Origin of the sequence: Streptomyces sp. 11x1 (assembly GCF_032598905.1) — a bacterium.
Classification (GTDB): Bacteria; Actinomycetota; Actinomycetes; order Streptomycetales; family Streptomycetaceae; genus Streptomyces.
The window spans coordinates 3,212,743-3,229,102 of sequence record NZ_CP122458.1; the positions used below are offsets into that span (position 1 = coordinate 3,212,743).

The 16,360-nt window shown below is 72.7% G+C and carries 14 protein-coding genes; 11 read left to right on the forward strand and 3 right to left on the reverse strand.

The annotated features are described in order from the left end of the window. Positions 1-45 precede the first annotated feature (45 nt). Entirely contained in the window at positions 46-1,503 is a 1,458-nt protein-coding gene (locus tag P8T65_RS13785) for a hydrolase (RefSeq protein ID WP_316725705.1), read from the reverse strand. 114 nt (positions 1,504-1,617) lie between these two features. Further along, positions 1,618-3,684 (reverse strand): DUF4157 domain-containing protein, encoded by a 2,067-nt coding sequence (locus P8T65_RS13790; protein ID WP_399098882.1) that lies wholly within the window; start codon positions 3,682-3,684, stop codon positions 1,618-1,620. Between the two features lie 260 nt (positions 3,685-3,944). On the opposite strand from P8T65_RS13790, the gene P8T65_RS13795 reads away from it, so the two are divergent. From P8T65_RS13795 to P8T65_RS13810, 4 genes are all read left to right on the forward strand, one after another. After that, positions 3,945-5,522: a phage tail sheath subtilisin-like domain-containing protein gene (locus tag P8T65_RS13795; protein ID WP_316725706.1), complete on the forward strand. Its 1,578-nt coding sequence runs from the start codon at positions 3,945-3,947 to the stop codon at positions 5,520-5,522. A 101-nt stretch (positions 5,523-5,623) separates the two neighbouring features. Beyond that, positions 5,624-6,067: a phage tail protein gene (locus tag P8T65_RS13800; RefSeq protein ID WP_033526822.1), complete on the forward strand. Its 444-nt coding sequence runs from the start codon at positions 5,624-5,626 to the stop codon at positions 6,065-6,067. Continuing rightward, positions 6,067-6,621 carry a hypothetical protein gene (locus tag P8T65_RS13805; RefSeq protein ID WP_316725707.1) on the forward strand — a complete coding sequence of 185 codons (555 nt, stop codon included), beginning with the start codon at positions 6,067-6,069 and terminating at the stop codon, positions 6,619-6,621. Before P8T65_RS13800 ends, P8T65_RS13805 begins: the two co-directional genes overlap by 1 nt. Continuing rightward, positions 6,618-6,776, forward strand: a complete 159-nt coding sequence (locus tag P8T65_RS13810; RefSeq protein ID WP_086786782.1) for a DUF6760 family protein — start codon at positions 6,618-6,620, stop codon at positions 6,774-6,776. The genes P8T65_RS13805 and P8T65_RS13810 overlap by 4 nt, the downstream gene beginning before the upstream one ends. A 303-nt stretch (positions 6,777-7,079) precedes the next feature. Here P8T65_RS13810 and P8T65_RS13815 read toward each other — a convergent pair whose 3' ends face one another. Beyond that, positions 7,080-7,502, reverse strand: a complete 423-nt coding sequence (locus P8T65_RS13815; protein WP_316725708.1) for a hypothetical protein — start codon at positions 7,500-7,502, stop codon at positions 7,080-7,082. 2,392 nt (positions 7,503-9,894) lie between these two features. Between P8T65_RS13815 and P8T65_RS13820 the strand changes: the two genes are divergently transcribed. The 7 genes from P8T65_RS13820 to P8T65_RS13850 all read left to right on the forward strand — a co-directional run bounded on the left by P8T65_RS13820 (position 9,895) and on the right by P8T65_RS13850 (position 16,247). After that, positions 9,895-10,437 carry an extensin gene (locus P8T65_RS13820; protein ID WP_316725709.1) on the forward strand — a complete coding sequence of 181 codons (543 nt, stop codon included), beginning with the start codon at positions 9,895-9,897 and terminating at the stop codon, positions 10,435-10,437. 102 nt (positions 10,438-10,539) lie between these two features. Next, positions 10,540-10,965: a phage tail protein gene (locus tag P8T65_RS13825; protein ID WP_037695699.1), complete on the forward strand. Its 426-nt coding sequence runs from the start codon at positions 10,540-10,542 to the stop codon at positions 10,963-10,965. 16 nt (positions 10,966-10,981) lie between these two features. Beyond that, entirely contained in the window at positions 10,982-11,707 is a 726-nt protein-coding gene (locus P8T65_RS13830; RefSeq protein WP_184899634.1) for a LysM peptidoglycan-binding domain-containing protein, read from the forward strand. Further along, on the forward strand, positions 11,707-13,611 hold the full coding sequence (locus P8T65_RS13835; protein WP_316725710.1) for a VgrG-related protein: 1,905 nt from the start codon (positions 11,707-11,709) through the stop codon (positions 13,609-13,611). Before P8T65_RS13830 ends, P8T65_RS13835 begins: the two co-directional genes overlap by 1 nt. A 19-nt stretch (positions 13,612-13,630) precedes the next feature. Then, the gene (locus tag P8T65_RS13840) at positions 13,631-13,810 is read left to right on the forward strand and encodes a hypothetical protein (protein WP_316725711.1); all 180 of its coding nucleotides are present in this window, start codon (positions 13,631-13,633) and stop codon (positions 13,808-13,810) included. Between the two features lie 17 nt (positions 13,811-13,827). Beyond that, positions 13,828-14,289, forward strand: coding sequence for a GPW/gp25 family protein (locus tag P8T65_RS13845; RefSeq protein WP_230220950.1), 462 nt, complete (start codon positions 13,828-13,830; stop codon positions 14,287-14,289). Continuing rightward, positions 14,289-16,247, forward strand: coding sequence for a putative baseplate assembly protein (locus P8T65_RS13850; RefSeq protein WP_316725712.1), 1,959 nt, complete (start codon positions 14,289-14,291; stop codon positions 16,245-16,247). Before P8T65_RS13845 ends, P8T65_RS13850 begins: the two co-directional genes overlap by 1 nt. The last annotated feature ends 113 nt before the right edge of the window (positions 16,248-16,360 follow it).

Sequence of the window (16,360 nt, forward strand, 5' to 3'; positions counted from 1 at the left end):
GCCGGGCTGCCCCGAAGGCCACCCGGCTCCGCCCCGACAGCCTTGTCACACGGTGAACTTGACGGCTTCCAGCCAGATGCCGTTGTCCAGGGTGCCGCCGAAGATGTAGTTCTCCCCCTCGCCGGGCTTGTCGCAGGCCAGGTTCTGCCAGCCCCGGTCCTTCTGGTGCACCGACTGGCAGACGCCCCGGCGGCCCTCGTCGACGTTGATGGTGAAGCCCAGCATGCTGGGGGCGTCCTGCTTGGAGTCGCCGATGTAGTTGTCCAGGCCGTCGGGCGCGCCCGACCAGGGTTCCACGTAGTGGCCCTGACCGTTCGTCGAGCCGGGGTTGTGGACGAAGGCGGCGCTGGCGGTGCCGCCGACGCCGGACACCGCGATGTTGAGGGCCGTCAGCGGCCGGCTCTGGCCCACCGTGCCGGCCGTGTCGCCGTCGCACTCCGGGGCCGTCCAGCCCTTGCCCTTGACGAAGGCGCGGTAGCAGACGTGCCGGCCACCGGGGTCGGACGCGGCCAGCTGCCGTACGGCGGTCGCGGCCGTCGGCGCCTTCTTCGGCTTCTCCTCGGACCCGCCGCCCGATCCGCCGCCTCCGTCGTCACCGCCCCCGCCGCCGCTGTCGCTGTCGTTCTTCGGCTCCTCCGTCTGCGGGGGCGCCGACGAGACCGGCGGAGGGGAGGGCGTCGGCTCTGCGGGGGCGGACAGGGACGGCGTGGGCGAGGGCGCCAGCGTGCTGACGCCGGCCTCCCGCAGCTCCGTGGTGGCGCTGACGACCCTGGGCTGGTAGGCCAGCCACAGCGTCAGGAACGTGATGGCGAGCGCCAGGAAGATGCCGAGACAGGTGGCGAGCCAGCCGGGCAGGAAACTCCGCTGCACATAGGTGCCCTCGACGTCGAGCGGGGTCACCCCCGACCGCTTCACCGCGAAGGTGTACGGCCGCTCCTCCTTGGACCCGAACCAGATGATCTGCCGGGGCTTCAGCGTGGCCTTCACGAACGCGGCACGGCCGGGCTCGATCTGCACATTGCTCGGGTGGATGTCGTACGACAGCTGGTCGCCGTTGTCGCTGCCGCTGACCGACGCGGTGACCTTCGTGTTGCCCAGGTTGTCCACGGCGAGCTTCGGCCGCCCCCGCAGCCGCCCCTTGACCGTCGGCGGCACGAGCTCCGCCCGCACCTCGGTGAACGGCGTGATCGTCAGGTTCCCCTCGGGGACCGTCGTCGCCTCCGGATGCTCGGTCGGCAGGATCCGCACCGCGTACGCGTTCGGGCCGGCCGTCGCGTCCGGGGTGCGCGGCGGCGCGAACGTCAGCTCCACCGATCCCGTCGTCCCCGGGTACAACCGGAGCGTCTGCGGCTCCACGGTCGTCCACGGCGCGATGTCACCGACCGGCTCGAAGCGGTACTCGTCGACCACGTCACCGGTGTTGCGCAGGCGCAGTCGTACGGTCGTACTGCTCCCCGGGTCCACGGTCGCGGAGGCGGGTTCGAGGGAAGTCCAAAGGCTCACCACCGGGACGCTACGGCAGTGCCCGGCGGCGGGGTCAGAGACGCCGGGGCAGCCTTCCCTGCCTCAAGGGGCAGCATCGGTGCCGGTCACCCCGGCCGACGTGGGAGGCGGCGGTCAGCTCCTGCCCTTGACCTTCGTGACCGTGGCGCTGGAGATGTCCACGGAGTTGGGCAGCATCGCCTGCGGGCGCAGCAGGTCCCGGAGCAGGAAGTCCATCAGCTCGGCTCCGCTCATGGCCTTGAGCCGCTGGGCCAGCGGCGGGTTGGCCTGCTCGAACCGGATGATCTCCACGAGCGTGCGCTCGACCAGGCCGGGGATGATGTCCGAGCCGACGAGGATGTTCTTGTGGAGGAGTTCGGGCCGTTTGAGCTCCTTCTCCGGGCCGTAGACCATCTGGTCCCCCGGCACCGTGAGCGCGAGCTGCCGCGCGAACATGTGCGCCTGCTGCTCCTCCGGGTCCTGGATGTGCGAGAAGGCGGTGGCCATGCCCATCAGGGCCTCCCCCTCGACCTCTCCCCGCTTGAACTCGCGCACCGGCTTGTACGCGGCCTGCTTCTGCGCGAGTTCCCGCTGACCCGATTTCGCCTTGTGCTCCGGCAGGTCCGGCCGGTTCGCGGGGGCGACGAGTTTGGGGTAGTCGCGCTGGACGAAGTCGCTCAGCATGATCCAGCCCTCGCTCACCAGCCGGTCGATGCCGAGCTCCAGCCGGATCTCGCCGAAGCGGGGGGCGCGGTCCGTCTTGCCCCTGGGCTCGATGTAGAAGAAGACGAAGCCGTCGTTGCCGAGGACCAGTTCGTCGACGTTCATGGTGTTGTTCTCGGCGTCGCCCAGCTCCGACTTGGGCTTCAGCTTCTTCTCCGAGGCGAGCATCGCGTCGGCCCGTTCCTGCTGGGTGTAGTGGGCGAGCACGCTGCTGTTCAGCTCGTTCTCCAGCTTGGCCCTGACGTCCTTGACCCAGGCCCTGGCGCTCGCGCCGCCGATCTCCTTCGTGAGCTCGGCCCGGTTCAGCTCCGACATCTCCCGGACGTAACCGAAGCCGGACATGTCGAAGTTCACGGTGCTCTGCGCGAACTGCGGGTCCTTCCACATGGTGCCCCGGTCCGTCATGGCCTTGTACGGCGCGGCCGCCGCCTCGGGCATGCTCCCGTCGCGCTCGGCCTGCCCGCCCACGACGTTCATCTCGGCCCTGACGGCGGTGAGCACGTTCTCGAGATAACGCAGGTCGCCGGGGAGCGCGCCCTCGCGCAGGGGCAGGGCGAGCATCTGGAGCTCCGCCAGCTGGTTCAGGCACTGCTGCGGGTCGCGGACGGTGGACCGGTCGTACGCCAGGACGGCCTCCTTCACCGGGGCCACCGCCTCGGAGACCGGTTTCTCCTTGATCCACCCCGCGAGGCGGCCGGTCAGCGACTTGGCCGGGGCGTTCGCCGCGCTCTCCAGCGTCTCGTGTCCCTTGCGCTGGACCGTGTTCCCGGCGGCCGGGGCACACGGCGCTGCCGCCTTCCCGGGGCCGTCAGCCGCGCGTTCCGTCCCAGGGCCGTCCGCCGCGCGCTCCTGCCCCGGCCCGTCCGTCGCGCGTTGCACGGGAGCGGGGCCGGCCATCACCCGCCGGGCGGTGGCCTCCGCCTGCTTCTCGGCCCAGTCGGAGGGGTCGGAGACACGCAGGCCGGAACCGTCGTCGGTGCCGGGCACCGCGCCGCGCCGCTGCTGGCGGACGTGGTCCAGCTCATGGGCGAGGGTGTGCTTGTCCCGGCCGTCCCACACCACATGGGAGCCGGAGGTGTACGCCCGCGCCCCGATCTCCGCAGCGGAGCGCTGGGCCACGGCGTCGGTGTGGACGCGGACGCCGCCGAAGTCCTCGCCGTCGAACCGGCCCTCCATCTCGGTGCGCAGCGCGGGGTCCAGCGGCTGACCCGAGGTACGCAGGACCTGATGCACGGCGGAGCGCTGCACCGGCGCGTCCTGTCCGCGGTCCGCGTCGCGTGCACGGTCCGGGGCGTGTCCGCAGTCCGGGCCGTGCTGGTGGCGCTGCTCCGCGACGGCGCGGGCCACCGCCGCGTTGCCCGCGGCGCGTTGCAGGGCCAGGAGCGCGGCGGCGGGCCCCTGCGGCGTGACACGTCCGGGCGTGCGCGCGGCCCCCGTCCGGCCCCGCTCCCTCTCGGTCGCTCCGTTCTGCGCTCGCACCGGTTCTCCTCGGCTCGAAGACACCTGCTCGGACACTTGCTCGGACACCTGCTCGGATCGACCAGCCTCACCGGACCGGCCACGGCGACGGAAGGTCCACGGGGGCAGTCCCGGGGGCAGACCGGGCCGTCGTTGCCCCCGCACGTGCCCCTGCGGGCAACGACGGTGCCCCCGTCCCGGCCCTCCGGGACGTTTCGGGGCACGCGCTTCGCGCGTGAGGGTGAGAGGCGACCTGTCTCGTACCCCAAGGAGAGCAGAGCATGCCGTCCTACCTGTCGCCGGGCGTCTACGTCGAGGAGGTGGCCAGCGGCTCGCGTCCCATCGAGGGTGTGGGCACCTCGGTGGCCGCCTTCGTCGGCCTGGCCCCGACCGGTCCGCTGAACGAGCCGACCCTGGTGACCAACTGGTCCCAGTTCGTCGCCGCCTTCGGCGAGTTCACCGACGGCTACTACCTCGCGCACTCGGTGTACGGGTTCTTCAACAACGGCGGCAGCGCCGCGTACGTCGTCCGTGTGGGCGGTACGGCCCAGGACGGCGCGTCCGCCGGCTCTCCGGCCGCCGTGACGGGGTCCGCCGCGCCGGCCGCGCTCCCGCCGGGCGAGCCGAAGCAGCTGGGCACGTTCAGTGTGACCGCCATCGCGGGCGGCTCGCTGAGCGTCGAGGTCGCCGACCCCGAGGGCGAGGGCCCCGCCGAGCGCTTCAAGCTGATCGTCAAGGACGGCGACAAGCCGGTCGAGACCTTTGACGTGACGGCCAAGAAGGGCGGCCGCAACTACGTCGTCACCCAGGTCAAGGAGCGCTCCAAGCTCATCACGGTCACGGAGACCGCGCCGGCCGCGCAGCTGGCGCGCCCCGACAACCAGACCGTGGCCCTGGCGGCGCCCGCCGCTCCGGCCGCCGTCGCGCCCGCCGCGGCCGACGACGCCCACCCGGGTCCGGCCGAGTACCTCGGCGACTCCGCCGACCGCACCGGCTTCGGCGGCCTGGAGGCCGTGGATGAGATCTCCATGGTCGCGGTGCCGGACCTGATGGCCGCCTACCAGCGCGGCGCGATCGACCTGGAGGCCGTCAAGGCGGTCCAGCTCGGTCTGATCGCGCACTGCGAGCTGATGGGCGACCGGGTCGCCGTCATCGACCCGCCGCCCGGCCTCAACGCCCGGCAGATCCGTGTCTGGCGCCAGGAGACCGCCGGCTACGACTCCAAGTACGCCGCGCTCTACTACCCCTGGATCAAGGTCTTCGACCCGGCCACCGGCCAGTCGAAGGTGATCCCGCCGAGCGGTCACGTCGCCGGTGTCTGGGCCCGCAACGACTTCGAGCGCGGGGTGCACAAGGCGCCCGCCAACGAGGTCGTACGCGGCGCGGTGGATCTCGAACTCCAGATCACCCGGGGCGAGCAGGACCTGCTCAACCCCATCGGCGTCAACTGCATCCGTGCCTTCCCGGGCCGCGGCATCCGCGTCTGGGGCGCCCGCACCATGTCCTCCGACCCGGCCTGGCGCTACCTGAACATCCGCCGGTACTTCAACTACCTGGAGGAGTCGATCCTGATCGGCACCCAGTGGGTGGTGTTCGAGCCGAACGACCACGCGCTGTGGGCCCGGATCCGGCGCAACGTCTCCGCGTTCCTCGTCAACGAGTGGCGGCAGGGCGCCCTGTTCGGCCAGCGGCCCGAGGACGCGTACTACGTCAAGTGCGACGAGGAGACCAACCCGCCGGAGTCGGTCGACCTCGGCCGGGTCATCTGCGAGATCGGTATCGCCCCGGTGAAGCCCGCCGAGTTCGTGATCTTCCGGCTGGCCCAGTTCTCCAGCGGCAGCGGCGAGTTGGAGGAGTAGGCCGCCGCCACCGGCCCGCGCCCCTTCCCGCTTTCCCGCTGAAGCCCCATCCCCGCTGAAGCCAGCCCCTTTCCCAGCCCCCTCAGAAGGACACAGAACAGATGAGTCTCGCGCCGGGTGACGCCCTTACTTCACACAATTTCGGCCTGCAGATCGACGGGGTGATGGTCGAGTACCTCGCGGAGGTCAGTGGCCTCACCCTCGAACAGGACGTCATCACGTACCAGCAGAACTCCGCGCAGGGCCGGCCCGAGGTCAACCTCCTGCCCGGTGTGCAGAAGAACGGGCAGTGCACGGTGGTCCGCGGTATGACCCAGTCGGCCGCGTTCAACACGTGGATCAACGACTCGATCAACGGTCAGATGGGCTCGGCGCGCAAGAACGCGTCGATCATCATGATGGATTACCAGAACAACCCGGTGAAGCGTTACAACATGCGCAACGCCTGGTGCAGCAAGATCGACGCGAGCACTCTCAAGGCGGGCGAGGCGTCCGCGCTCACCGAGACCGTGACCATCGTCTTCGAAGAACTGGTCATCGAGTAATGCGGCGTACGGCTGGCAGGGCGGGCGCGATGACGGTGACGGGGCAGGAGGCGGCGCCTTCCGCCATGTCCCCCTTCCCCACCACCGGCGCTCCCGTCGCCGCGCCGGACCCGGCGCCTTCTCAGGCGTCGGGTCCGGCATCGGCTCCGGCTCCGGCTCCGGCCGTCGCGCCGGTGACGCAGCGGCTGCGGACGGAGTTCCCGTTCGAATTGCCGCGCGGGTACGTCGACGAGGCGGGGAACGTCCACCGGGAGGGCGTGATGCGTCTCGCCACCGCTCGGGACGAGCTGATCCCGCTGCGCGACGTCCGCGTCCAGGAGAACCCGGCGTACCTGTCGGTCGTGCTGCTCGGCCGGGTCATCACCCGGCTGGGCAATCTGCCGATGGTCCACGACGGGATCGTGGAGAACATGTTCGCGTCCGACCTCGCGTTCCTCCAGGACTTCTACCGGCAGGTCAACGCGGAGGGCCACACCCGCGCGGCCGTGGAGTGCCCCCACTGCTCCGAGCCCTTCGAGGTCGAACTCGGCGGGAGCCGCCTGGGGGAATCGTGACGTACGCGACCGACCGGCTGCACGAGGAGATCGCGTACGTCGCCTTCCACTTCCACTGGAGCTTCGAGGAGATCCTCGACCTCGAACACCACGACCGCCGCCGCTACACCGAACAGATCGCGTCCCTCGTGACACGGGGCGGGTCGGAGGGCTGAACACGTGGGCTTCATGGATCGCCTACGGGGCGCCGCAGGGTCGGCGGCGCGCCGGGGTGGGGTTGACGGCGACGGCGGTGCGTCGGGTGACGGGGTCGGTTCGGGCTCGGCTTCGGGCTCGGCTTCGGGCTCGGGTGCAGGGGCGTCTGCGGGTGTCTCGGTCGGCGGGGCCGTTCCGGTCGGCGAGGGTGCTTCCGTCGGTGGGGCCGCTCCTGCCGGTGGGGCCGCTCCTGCCGGTGGGGCCGCTCCTGCCGGTGGTGGTGGTGGTGGTGCCGGCGGTGGTTGGGAGGGTCTGGGTCCGATTCAGCGGGCGACCGGGGGCGGACGGGCCGCTGTCGCGGACGCCGGGTTCAGCGGGCGGCTGAGCACCTGGCAGAACCCGTCCTTCACCGGGACCCTGTCCCACGCCGTCCTGCCCGGCGCGCCGGGCGGGCTGGTCAAGAACGTCCTCACCACGTCGGCGACACCCGTCGCCGGCCTGGAACTGCCGTCGCGCACCCTGCCGGTGGCCGGCGACGAGCCAGAGACCTCGTCCGCGTCCGCGTCCGCGTCCGGCGAGACTCGACCGGTGCTGCGAGCCCCGTACCAGGTCACGCCGTCCCGTCCGACCGGCCCGCGGGTCACCCCCGCGCGTCCCCGGGCCACCCGTCCGACCCCGCTGACCAGGGCCCCCGCCGCACCGGCCGTCCAACGCCGGACGCTACCGGCGGCACTGCCCACAGCCACCGGGTCCACCGGGTCCACCGGCACCCCGGCGGGTACCGCTTCGGGGCCGACGACTTCGAGCGATGCGTCCTCCGGGCCCGTGACGTCCGGTGGGTCCTCGTCACCGCGTACGGAGTCGGCGGCCGCCGCTCCGAGGCGTACGGCAACCGCCGAGCGCGGGGCGGACGCAGGTCAGGGTTCGGTCGGCACGCCGGGCGGCACGCCTCGGGCAACGGCGCCTGTGGCAACGGCTGTCGGGCGCGAGGCATCTGCGGGTGGCTCCGCCGGTACAGCCGAGGCCGCCGCCCCGGGCAACACCACCGCCGACGCCGGTCGCGCAGGACTCGCCGTCCAGCGAGCGACGCCCGACGCGGCCGCGGGTACGACGCCCAACTCAGCCCAGGCATCCGCGAACTCCCGCCCGGGCCCCACGGCATCGCACACCCCGGGTACGACGCCGAGCCCCGGCCGTACGCCAACGAAGCCCGCAGGCACGACGCCCAACCCCGACCCTGCGGCGTCGAAGCCCGCAGGCACGCCGTCGAACTCCGGACGTCCGGCACCGCACTCCGCCGGTACGACACCGAGCCCTGGCCGTACGACGTCGACCTCCGACCGTACGCAGGCGAACTCCGGCCCAACCTCTGCGCCCTCCACCGATTCGACGCCGAACTCCGGCCGTGCGCAGGCCAACTCCGCCGGTACGGCGTCGGACTCCGCCCATACGGCAGCGAACCCCCCGGCCCAGGCAGTCGGCGCCCCCGGGACCACGCCTTCTACCGGCGTCACGGGCAGCCGCCCCACCACCTCCGGACGCGGCGAGGTCAGCGTCCGACGAGCGGCTACCGGCCGCACCACCCCCACCGCTTCAGGTCCCGGCGAGGCCGGCGCCCACCGGGCAACGACCGCATCGGGCGGCACAGTTGGCACCCCCGGCGTACCCGGGCACTCCGGCGCCGACATCCAGCGGGCACCGAGCGAGCCCAGCGCCACGGCGACCAGCCCGGCCGGTACGACGACCGGGCCCACCGGCACCCGCACCAACCCGGCCCGCGTCCCGGTCACCCCGGGACACCCCGAGGTCAACGTCCAGCGGACAGCGACCGGTCCCAGCCGTACCGCGCCGACCACCACCGGCGAGGCGGTCACCCGCCCGAACGCCGCATCGGACATCGCCCGAGGAGCATCCGGCCTCCCCGGTGGCACGGCGGCCGGTGCCGGTGCCCAGGCGCACGACAGCCGACCGTCAAGGGCCGGTCTCGGCAACCCGACCGCCACCGCACCCCGTACGACGACGCTTCACGGCACCACTCCCCACGTGCCCCACGACCCCGCCACCCGAGCCCCCGTCCCCGGCGCCCCGTCGGCCGACATCCAGCGCTCGGCGACCGCCCCCACCGTCACACCGGCCCCGCCCGGCGCCGAAAGCCCTGCCACCCCTGCCACCCCTGCCGACCCCCGTACGGCCCCCGGAGGGACGGGGCTCACCTCACGTCCCACCGCGACCAACCCCGTCGACGTGCAGCGCACGACGGCCACCTCCAGCCCCAGCCCCACGGCGGACGGTCACAGCGCGGCGGCGCACCATCGCGGCGTATCGACAACGAGCCCCGGCAGCACGGCAGTCGGCCCGAGCGGCACGTCCTCCGGGACCCCCGCCGCCCCGCCGACCCGCAGCGCGGCCGACACCACCCGGCGGACAACGACCGCCCCCCGTGGCACAGCCTCCACCGTCCAACCCACCGTCACGCCCACTCGCCCCGTCCAGCGGAGCACCGCCCCCAGCGCGCGGCGCGTAGGCCTCGGCACCCCCACTCTCGGCCCCGTGCCGCCCACCGCGCCCACACCCACGCCCCAGGCATCTCCAGCACCCCCCGCAACCCCGGCACCCCCGACTCAGCCCACCTCCCCCACCCCGAGCCCGAGCCCCACCCCCCGCCAGCGCCCCCTGCTCGGTGCCCCCCTCACCGCCCCTCCCGTCGACGCGAAGCCACTGGCCGGACGCCCCACCCCCGGCACCCCGAGCCCCCTCGCCCACCCCTCTCCCGTACAGCGAGCAACGGCACCCGCCCCGGCGGCACCACACCGAGCAGGGCCGAGTCCCACCCCGGCGGCCCCGCCCGTCCCCCTGACACCCATTGGCCCGGCCCAGGGCCGCCCCCAAGGGGCGCGGGGAACTGCGCGACCAGCCACCCACGGCCCACAGTCGTCCCACAGCCCACTGCCGTCCCACAGCTCACAGCCGCCCCACACCCCGACCCGGCCCACCCACGAACCAATCAGCACGCCGACGGCCGCAGCCGAGCCGAAGGCCCAGCCCGTCCGCCCCCTCACCCCCACCCGCGCCCTCACCTCGGCGCTCCCCGCCCCCACCGCGCCCCCGGCAGCGCAGCGTCAGGCCCCCCGGCCCGCCGTGCCCCTGCGCCGCCCCACGGCCCCCGGCACCGGCCCCGCCGTACAACGCCTCACCGGGGACAAGCCCGCCCGCCCCGCCGTACCCCTCGCCGTCGCCACCCCCTCGACGACCCCGCAGAAGCCGACCCCGCCGCGCGCCCTCCCGGTGGTCCAACGCCAGGCCGCCATCCCGCCCGCACCCCTCACCATCCCGCAGGCCCCCACCGCACCGACCCCCGAACCGGCCCGCACCCCCGCACCCCCGACTCCCGCCGCACCCGCACCCGCCGCGATCCAGCGAGCCCCCCGGACCCCCCTCGGCCCCACCCCCGCCACCGCGACTCACCGCACCGCGTCGGCCAACTCCCCGTCCAACTCCTCCGCCTCCTCCGCCTCCTCCGCCACGGCGGACGCCGCACCCCCGTTCGACCCCCGCGCCCTCACCGACTTCCAGCTCGACGAACTGACCCACAAGCTCATCGGCCGCGTCACCCGCCTCGTCCGCACCGAACTCCGCATGGACCGCGAACGCATCGGCAAACTCCGCGACCCCCGCCACTGACCCGGACCACCGACCCAGATCACCCAGACCACCGCCGCCCACCGACCCCCGCCCACCGACCTGTACGACCCGGCGGCAGCCGCCCGCAGAAAGGCCCACCCGATGCCCCGCGATCTCGACCCGGGCTCCACCATCTTCTTCACCCTGACGATCGACGGCGAGAGCCTCGGTTACTTCAACGGGTGCGAGGGGCTGTCCTCGACGGTGGAGATCGAGCACCGCCAGGAGGGCGGGAACAACGGGTTCGTCTGGCAGTTCCCGTCGCGCGTGACATTCTCGAACATCCGGCTGACGCGGCCGCTGACCCCGGACACGGCGAAGGTCGCGGCGTGGATCTCCTCCGTGGCGACGGGCGTGAAGCGCCCGACCGCCCAGATCGCGGCGCTGCGCGCGGACGGCTCGGAGGTGGCGCACTGGGGCCTGATCGACGTCCTGCCGGTGAGCTGGCAGGGGCCGTCCCTGGACCCGGCGAACCCGAGCGTGGCGACCGAGGTCCTGGAGATCACGCACCACGGATTCACGGACTGAGGGGCGGGGACAGCACATGGCGAAGGGCAGCAAGGGCGGCGCGGGCAAGAGCCTCGTGCGGGCCACACTGGCCATCCACGAGCCTCCGGTCGGGACGAGCACCACGCCCGGCGGGCTGATCAGGACGTTCAGCTTCGAGTTCAACCCGGCGGAGCTGACGCTGCGTCAAGGCGCCCAGTGGAAGACCACGATCAGCGCGGCCGTGCGCGACGGCGCTCTGCCGGAGTTCATGGGGCCCGAGGCCCGGCAGATGAACGTCGAGATCTTCCTCGACTCCTCCGACAAGCCGAGCGGCACCACGGTGCTGAAGAAGGTGGAGTCGCTGCTGTCGTGCTGCGAGGTGACGTCCAAGAGCCTCGCCGCGAAGCAGCCGTCGCCACCCTGGGTGGTGTTCCAATGGGGGTCGTTCTCGACGGCCCGCTTCACGGCTTACGTCAGTTCGGTGGACGTCACGTACTCGCTGTTCGGAACGACCGGCGTGCCGATCCGGGCCACCTGCCGGCTGTCGCTGCACGAGATCCCCAGCACCACCAAGGGGCAGAACCCGACGTCGGGCGCGCTGACCGCGCGGAGTGTGCACCGGGTCGTCGCGGGCGACTCGCTGCAGTCGCTGGCGTGGCGGGAGTACGGGAACGCGTCAGCGTGGCGGGCGATCGCGGAGGCCAACGGCATCGACGACCCCACCCGGCTGCCCACCGGCATCGAACTCGTCCTGCCGGCCGCCGAGGAGGTCGGTTTCTGATGGTGAAGCCGTCCTTCTCCAATGTCATCCACGTCACGCTCGACGGGGCGAAACTGCCGCCGGAGTACGCCGATCTGCTGGTCGGCGGCTGGGTCGACCTCGGGGCCGGGGTGCCGGGCGCGTTCCGGCTCACCTTCCGGGACCCGCACGGGCTGCTGCTGGGCAAACTGAACGTCAGGTTCGGCACCAAGGTCGTCATCGCGCCCGTCGCCGACGGGCAGGGCGCGGGCAACCCGCTGCTCACCGGCGAGGTCACCGGCATGGAGACCGACTACGACGGCACGGGCACCTTCACCGTCGTCCGCGGCTACGACCCGGGCCACCGGCTGATGCGGGTGCGCAGGGTGGCCGCGTACCGCAATCAGACGGCCTCCGACATCGCCCGCAAGCTGGCCGGTCTGAACGGCATCCCGGTCGGGCAGGTGGAGGGCACCAGGACGGTCTACGACTTCATCTCGCAGTCCAACGTGACGGACTGGGACTTCCTCGCGCGGCTCGCCGACGAGAACGAGATGGTGATGTCGCTGGACTCGAAGGGGAAGTTCCAGTTCGTCAAGCCGAAGCCGGCGTCCGGCGCGCCCCCGACGAGCACCCCCGGCGAGAAGAGCCCGTTCGTGCTCCAGGCCGGGGCGGACATCCTGCGCTGCCGGGCCGCCGTCACGGCCGCCGACCAGGTCGGCAGGGTCGAGGCGCGCGGCTGGAACGTCACGACGAAGAAGAAGCTCACGGCGACCACCCCCGCGAACGACAACCCGGGGATCGCGATCGGCACCACACCGCAGAAGGCAGCCGGCGCCTTCAAGGCCGCGAAACTGGTGGAGACCGACACGCCGTACGACCTCCAGACCGAGGTCACGCACGCGGCCGCCTCCCTCGCGGACGACATCACCTCCTCCTTCGCCGAGCTGGAGGTCACCGTGCGCGGCAACCCGCAGCTGCGGCCCGGGGTGCCGGTCACGCTCACCGAGGTGGGCACCCCGTTCGAGGGCAAGTACACCTGCACCTCCGTGCGGCACTCCTTCGGCGACGGCAGCCACTACGAGACCTGGGTGACCGTCAGCGGACGGCAGTGGCGCTCCCTGTTCGGCCTGGCGTCGGGCGGCGGCACCTCCGCCGCGCCCCGGCTGCCCAGTGTGGCCAACGCCCTGGTCACCGACGTACAGGATCCGCTGAAGCAGGGCCGGGTGAAGCTGCAGTTCCCGTGGCTGGACGACACCTATGTCAGCGACTGGACGCGGACGGTGCAGATGGGCGGCAAGGGTGGCGGCGGGATCTTCCCGCTGGACGTCGGCGACGAGGTGCTGGTCGCCTTCGACCGGGGCGCGCTCGACCATCCGTTCGTGATCGGCGGCCTCTACAACGGCGTCGACAAGCCGACGCCCGTGAAGGACGTATGGCTGCACGACCCGGTGAAGAAGAAGGCGATCCGGCACACCCTGTCGGACCGCGAGGGCAACCGGGTCGACCTGCTCAGCCAGCAGACCGGCCTGCGCAAGCAGGGCGTGCGGATCGCCAGCGGCAACGACAAGCTGGTCATCAACCTGGACCGGACGAAGACCGAGATCACCGTGGACAGCAAGGGGGCCGTCAGCATCACGGGCGGCACCTCGGTGTCCGTGAAGGCGGGGACCGATCTGACGCTGAGCGCGCTGCGGTCGGTGACGATCCGCAGCGGCGGGCCCCTCAACCTCCAGGGCCAGGGCATGGTCGCCTTGAGGTCGCTGGGCGGCGCGGTCAACATCAACGCGGTCGGCGCCCTCTCCATGAACGCGGCGGGCGCCGCGACGCTCAGCGCGGCCGGGACCGTGCAGATCAACGCGGTCGGGCAGGCGGCGCTGCGCGCGGCCAACGTCGACATCACCGGCATCGTCATGGTCAACAAGAAGCTGTACCCGATCCCGTGACGGCCCCCGACAGCGCGCCATGGCCCGTCATGCCGCCGTGGTCCGTCACGCCGCCGTGGCCCGTCATGCCGCCGTGGCCCGTCACGCCGCCGTGGCCCGTCACGCCGCCGTGGTCCGTCACGCCGCCGTGGTCCGCCGCGCCGCCGCGGCCCGTGGCCGTGGTCGTCCGGCGGCCGCTCATGAGAACACGTTCGTCTGAAAGGAGGGTGGCCCGCTATGGCCGAGCAGTTCGTCGGATCCGGCTGGGCGTTCCCGCTGCGCATCGGGCCCACCGGGGGCATCGCCCTGGTCAGCGGGGAGCGCGAGGTCGAGGAGGCCATCCGGCTGGTGCTGGCCACCGCGCCGGGCGAGCGGCCGATGCGCCCCGAGTTCGGCTGCGCCATCCACGACCTGGTGTTCGCGCCGGTCAACGAGGCCACCGCCGGCCGTATCCAGCACGAGGTGTACGCGAGCCTCGACCGCTGGGAGCCGCGGATCGAGGTGACCGACGTCGAGGTGACGGCGGGCGCCGACCAGGGCGTCCTCTTCATCGACGTCCGCTACTCGATCCGGGGCACCAACAACCCGCGCAGCCTGGTCTTCCCGTTCTACGTCATCCCCTCCCACGACGAGCCGGACCTGCCCTCCGAGGGCGCCGACCGTCCTGATCGTCCCGACCGCCCCGAAAGCGACCGCTGATGGCCCTGCCCTCCCCGAACCTCGACGACCGCCGCTTCCAGCAGTTCGTCGACGACGCCAAGCGCTATATCCAGCAGCGGGCCCCGGAGTGGACTGACCACAACGTCTCCGACCCCGGCGTCACCCTGGTGGAGACCGTCGCGCACATGGCGGACCAGATCGTCTACCGGCTCAACCGGGTGCCGGAGAAGAACCACCTGGCGTTCCTGGACCTGGTGGGCATCACCCTGTTCCCGCCCTCGGCCGCGCGCACGGACGTGACGTTCTGGCTCTCGGCGCCGCAGGAGGAGCTGGTGCCGCTGCCGGTGGGCACCGAGGTCGCGACCGTGCGCACCGAGAGCGAGGAGGCGGTGGTCTTCACCACCGAGCGCGAACTCGACGTCGTGCCCTGCGCGTTGCGGTATCTGGTGACCCAGCGCCCCGGTGAGCCGGTCGCCGACCGGACCTCCGACCTCGCCGAGGGCAAGGACCTGATGTGCTTCGCCGAGTCCCCGCGCCCCGGCGACTGCATGCTGTTCGGGCTGACGGCCGCCGTGCCGCACTGCGCGGTCGTGCTGGAACTGGACAGCGTGGTCGACGGTGTCGGCGTGGACCCCCGGCAGCCGCCGCTGGTCTGGGAGGCGTGGACCGAGGACGGCTGGACGGCCTGCGAGGTCGACCGCGACGGCACGGGCGGCCTGAACCGGCCGGGCGAGGTCGTCCTGCACATGCCCGGCGGGCACACCCTGTCCCGCACCGGCGGCCAGGAGGCCGGGTGGCTGCGCTGTCGGGTCACCGAACCCCTGCCGGGCCAGCCCTTCTACACCACCTCGCCGACCGTCCGGGCCGCCGAGGCCTTCACCATCGGCGGCACCACCACCGTCGTCCACGCCGAGACCGTGTACGACGAGGCGCTCGGCGAGTCCACCGGCCTGCCCGGCCAGCGGCTGCGCCTCGCGCACTTCCCCGTGGTCGGCGACACCCCGCCCGTACTGCTGCAGACCGCCGAGCACGACGGCTGGACCGACTGGGACGTCGTCCCGTCCTTCGCCGCGTCCACCTCGTACGACCGCCACATCACCCTGGACTCCGCCACCGGCGAGATCGCCTTCGGCCCGGCGGTACGGGAGCCCGACGGGAGCCTGCGCCAGTACGGGGCCGTCGCGCCCAAGGGGTCCGTCATCCGCGCCGTGCGCTACCGCACCGGCGGCGGCCGGGCCGGCAACGTGGCCCGGGGCGCCATCCGGGTGCTGCGCACCTCCGTGCCGTACGTCTCCGAGGTCGTCAACCGGGAGGCCGCGCGTGGCGGTGTCGACGCGGAGACCGTGGAGGAGGCGAAGGTCCGGGCGCCGATCACCCTGCGCGCCCAGGAACGCGCCGTGACCCTGCGCGACTACGAGGAACTCGCCCGCCGCGCGGCCCCCGAGACCGCCCGTATCACCTGCCTGGAAGGCGAGGAGGGCGAGCACGGGGCTTACGCGGTACGGGTGTTGGTGGTCCCCCAGGCTGTGCCGGACCCGGGCGGCCGACTCCGCTTCGAGCAACTCGTCCCCGGGGACGCCCTGTTGCGCCGCATCACCCGCCATCTGGACGAACGCCGGCTGATCGGGACGCGGTTGGCCGTCGGACCGCCGTTCTACCAGGGCATCACGGTCGTCGCCACGCTGCACGCCTTCCGGGGCGTGGACACCGACCGCGTCCGCCGTCAGGCGCACGACGCGCTCTACCGCCACCTCGACCCGCTGACCGGCGGCGCCGACGGGCGGGGCTGGCCCTTCGGCCGCCCCGTCCAGTCCGGCGAGGTCTTCGCCGTCCTCCAGCGCGTCCCCGGCGTCGAACTGGTCGACGACGTCCAGCTCCACCCCGCCGACCCCCTCACCGGCAAACGAGGCGACCCCACCAACCGCATCGACCTCTCACCCCCGTCCCTGGTCTTCAGCTTCGACCACCGCGTCCGCGTGATCGGAGACAAGCAGTGAGGACGGCCTTTGACGGGGCGCAGCCCCAAAAGGGGCGCAGGGCTGTTACATATGCGGCTCCGCCGCGTGGGCGCGAACAACCACGACGGACCCGCGGCCGCCAACGCACCGCG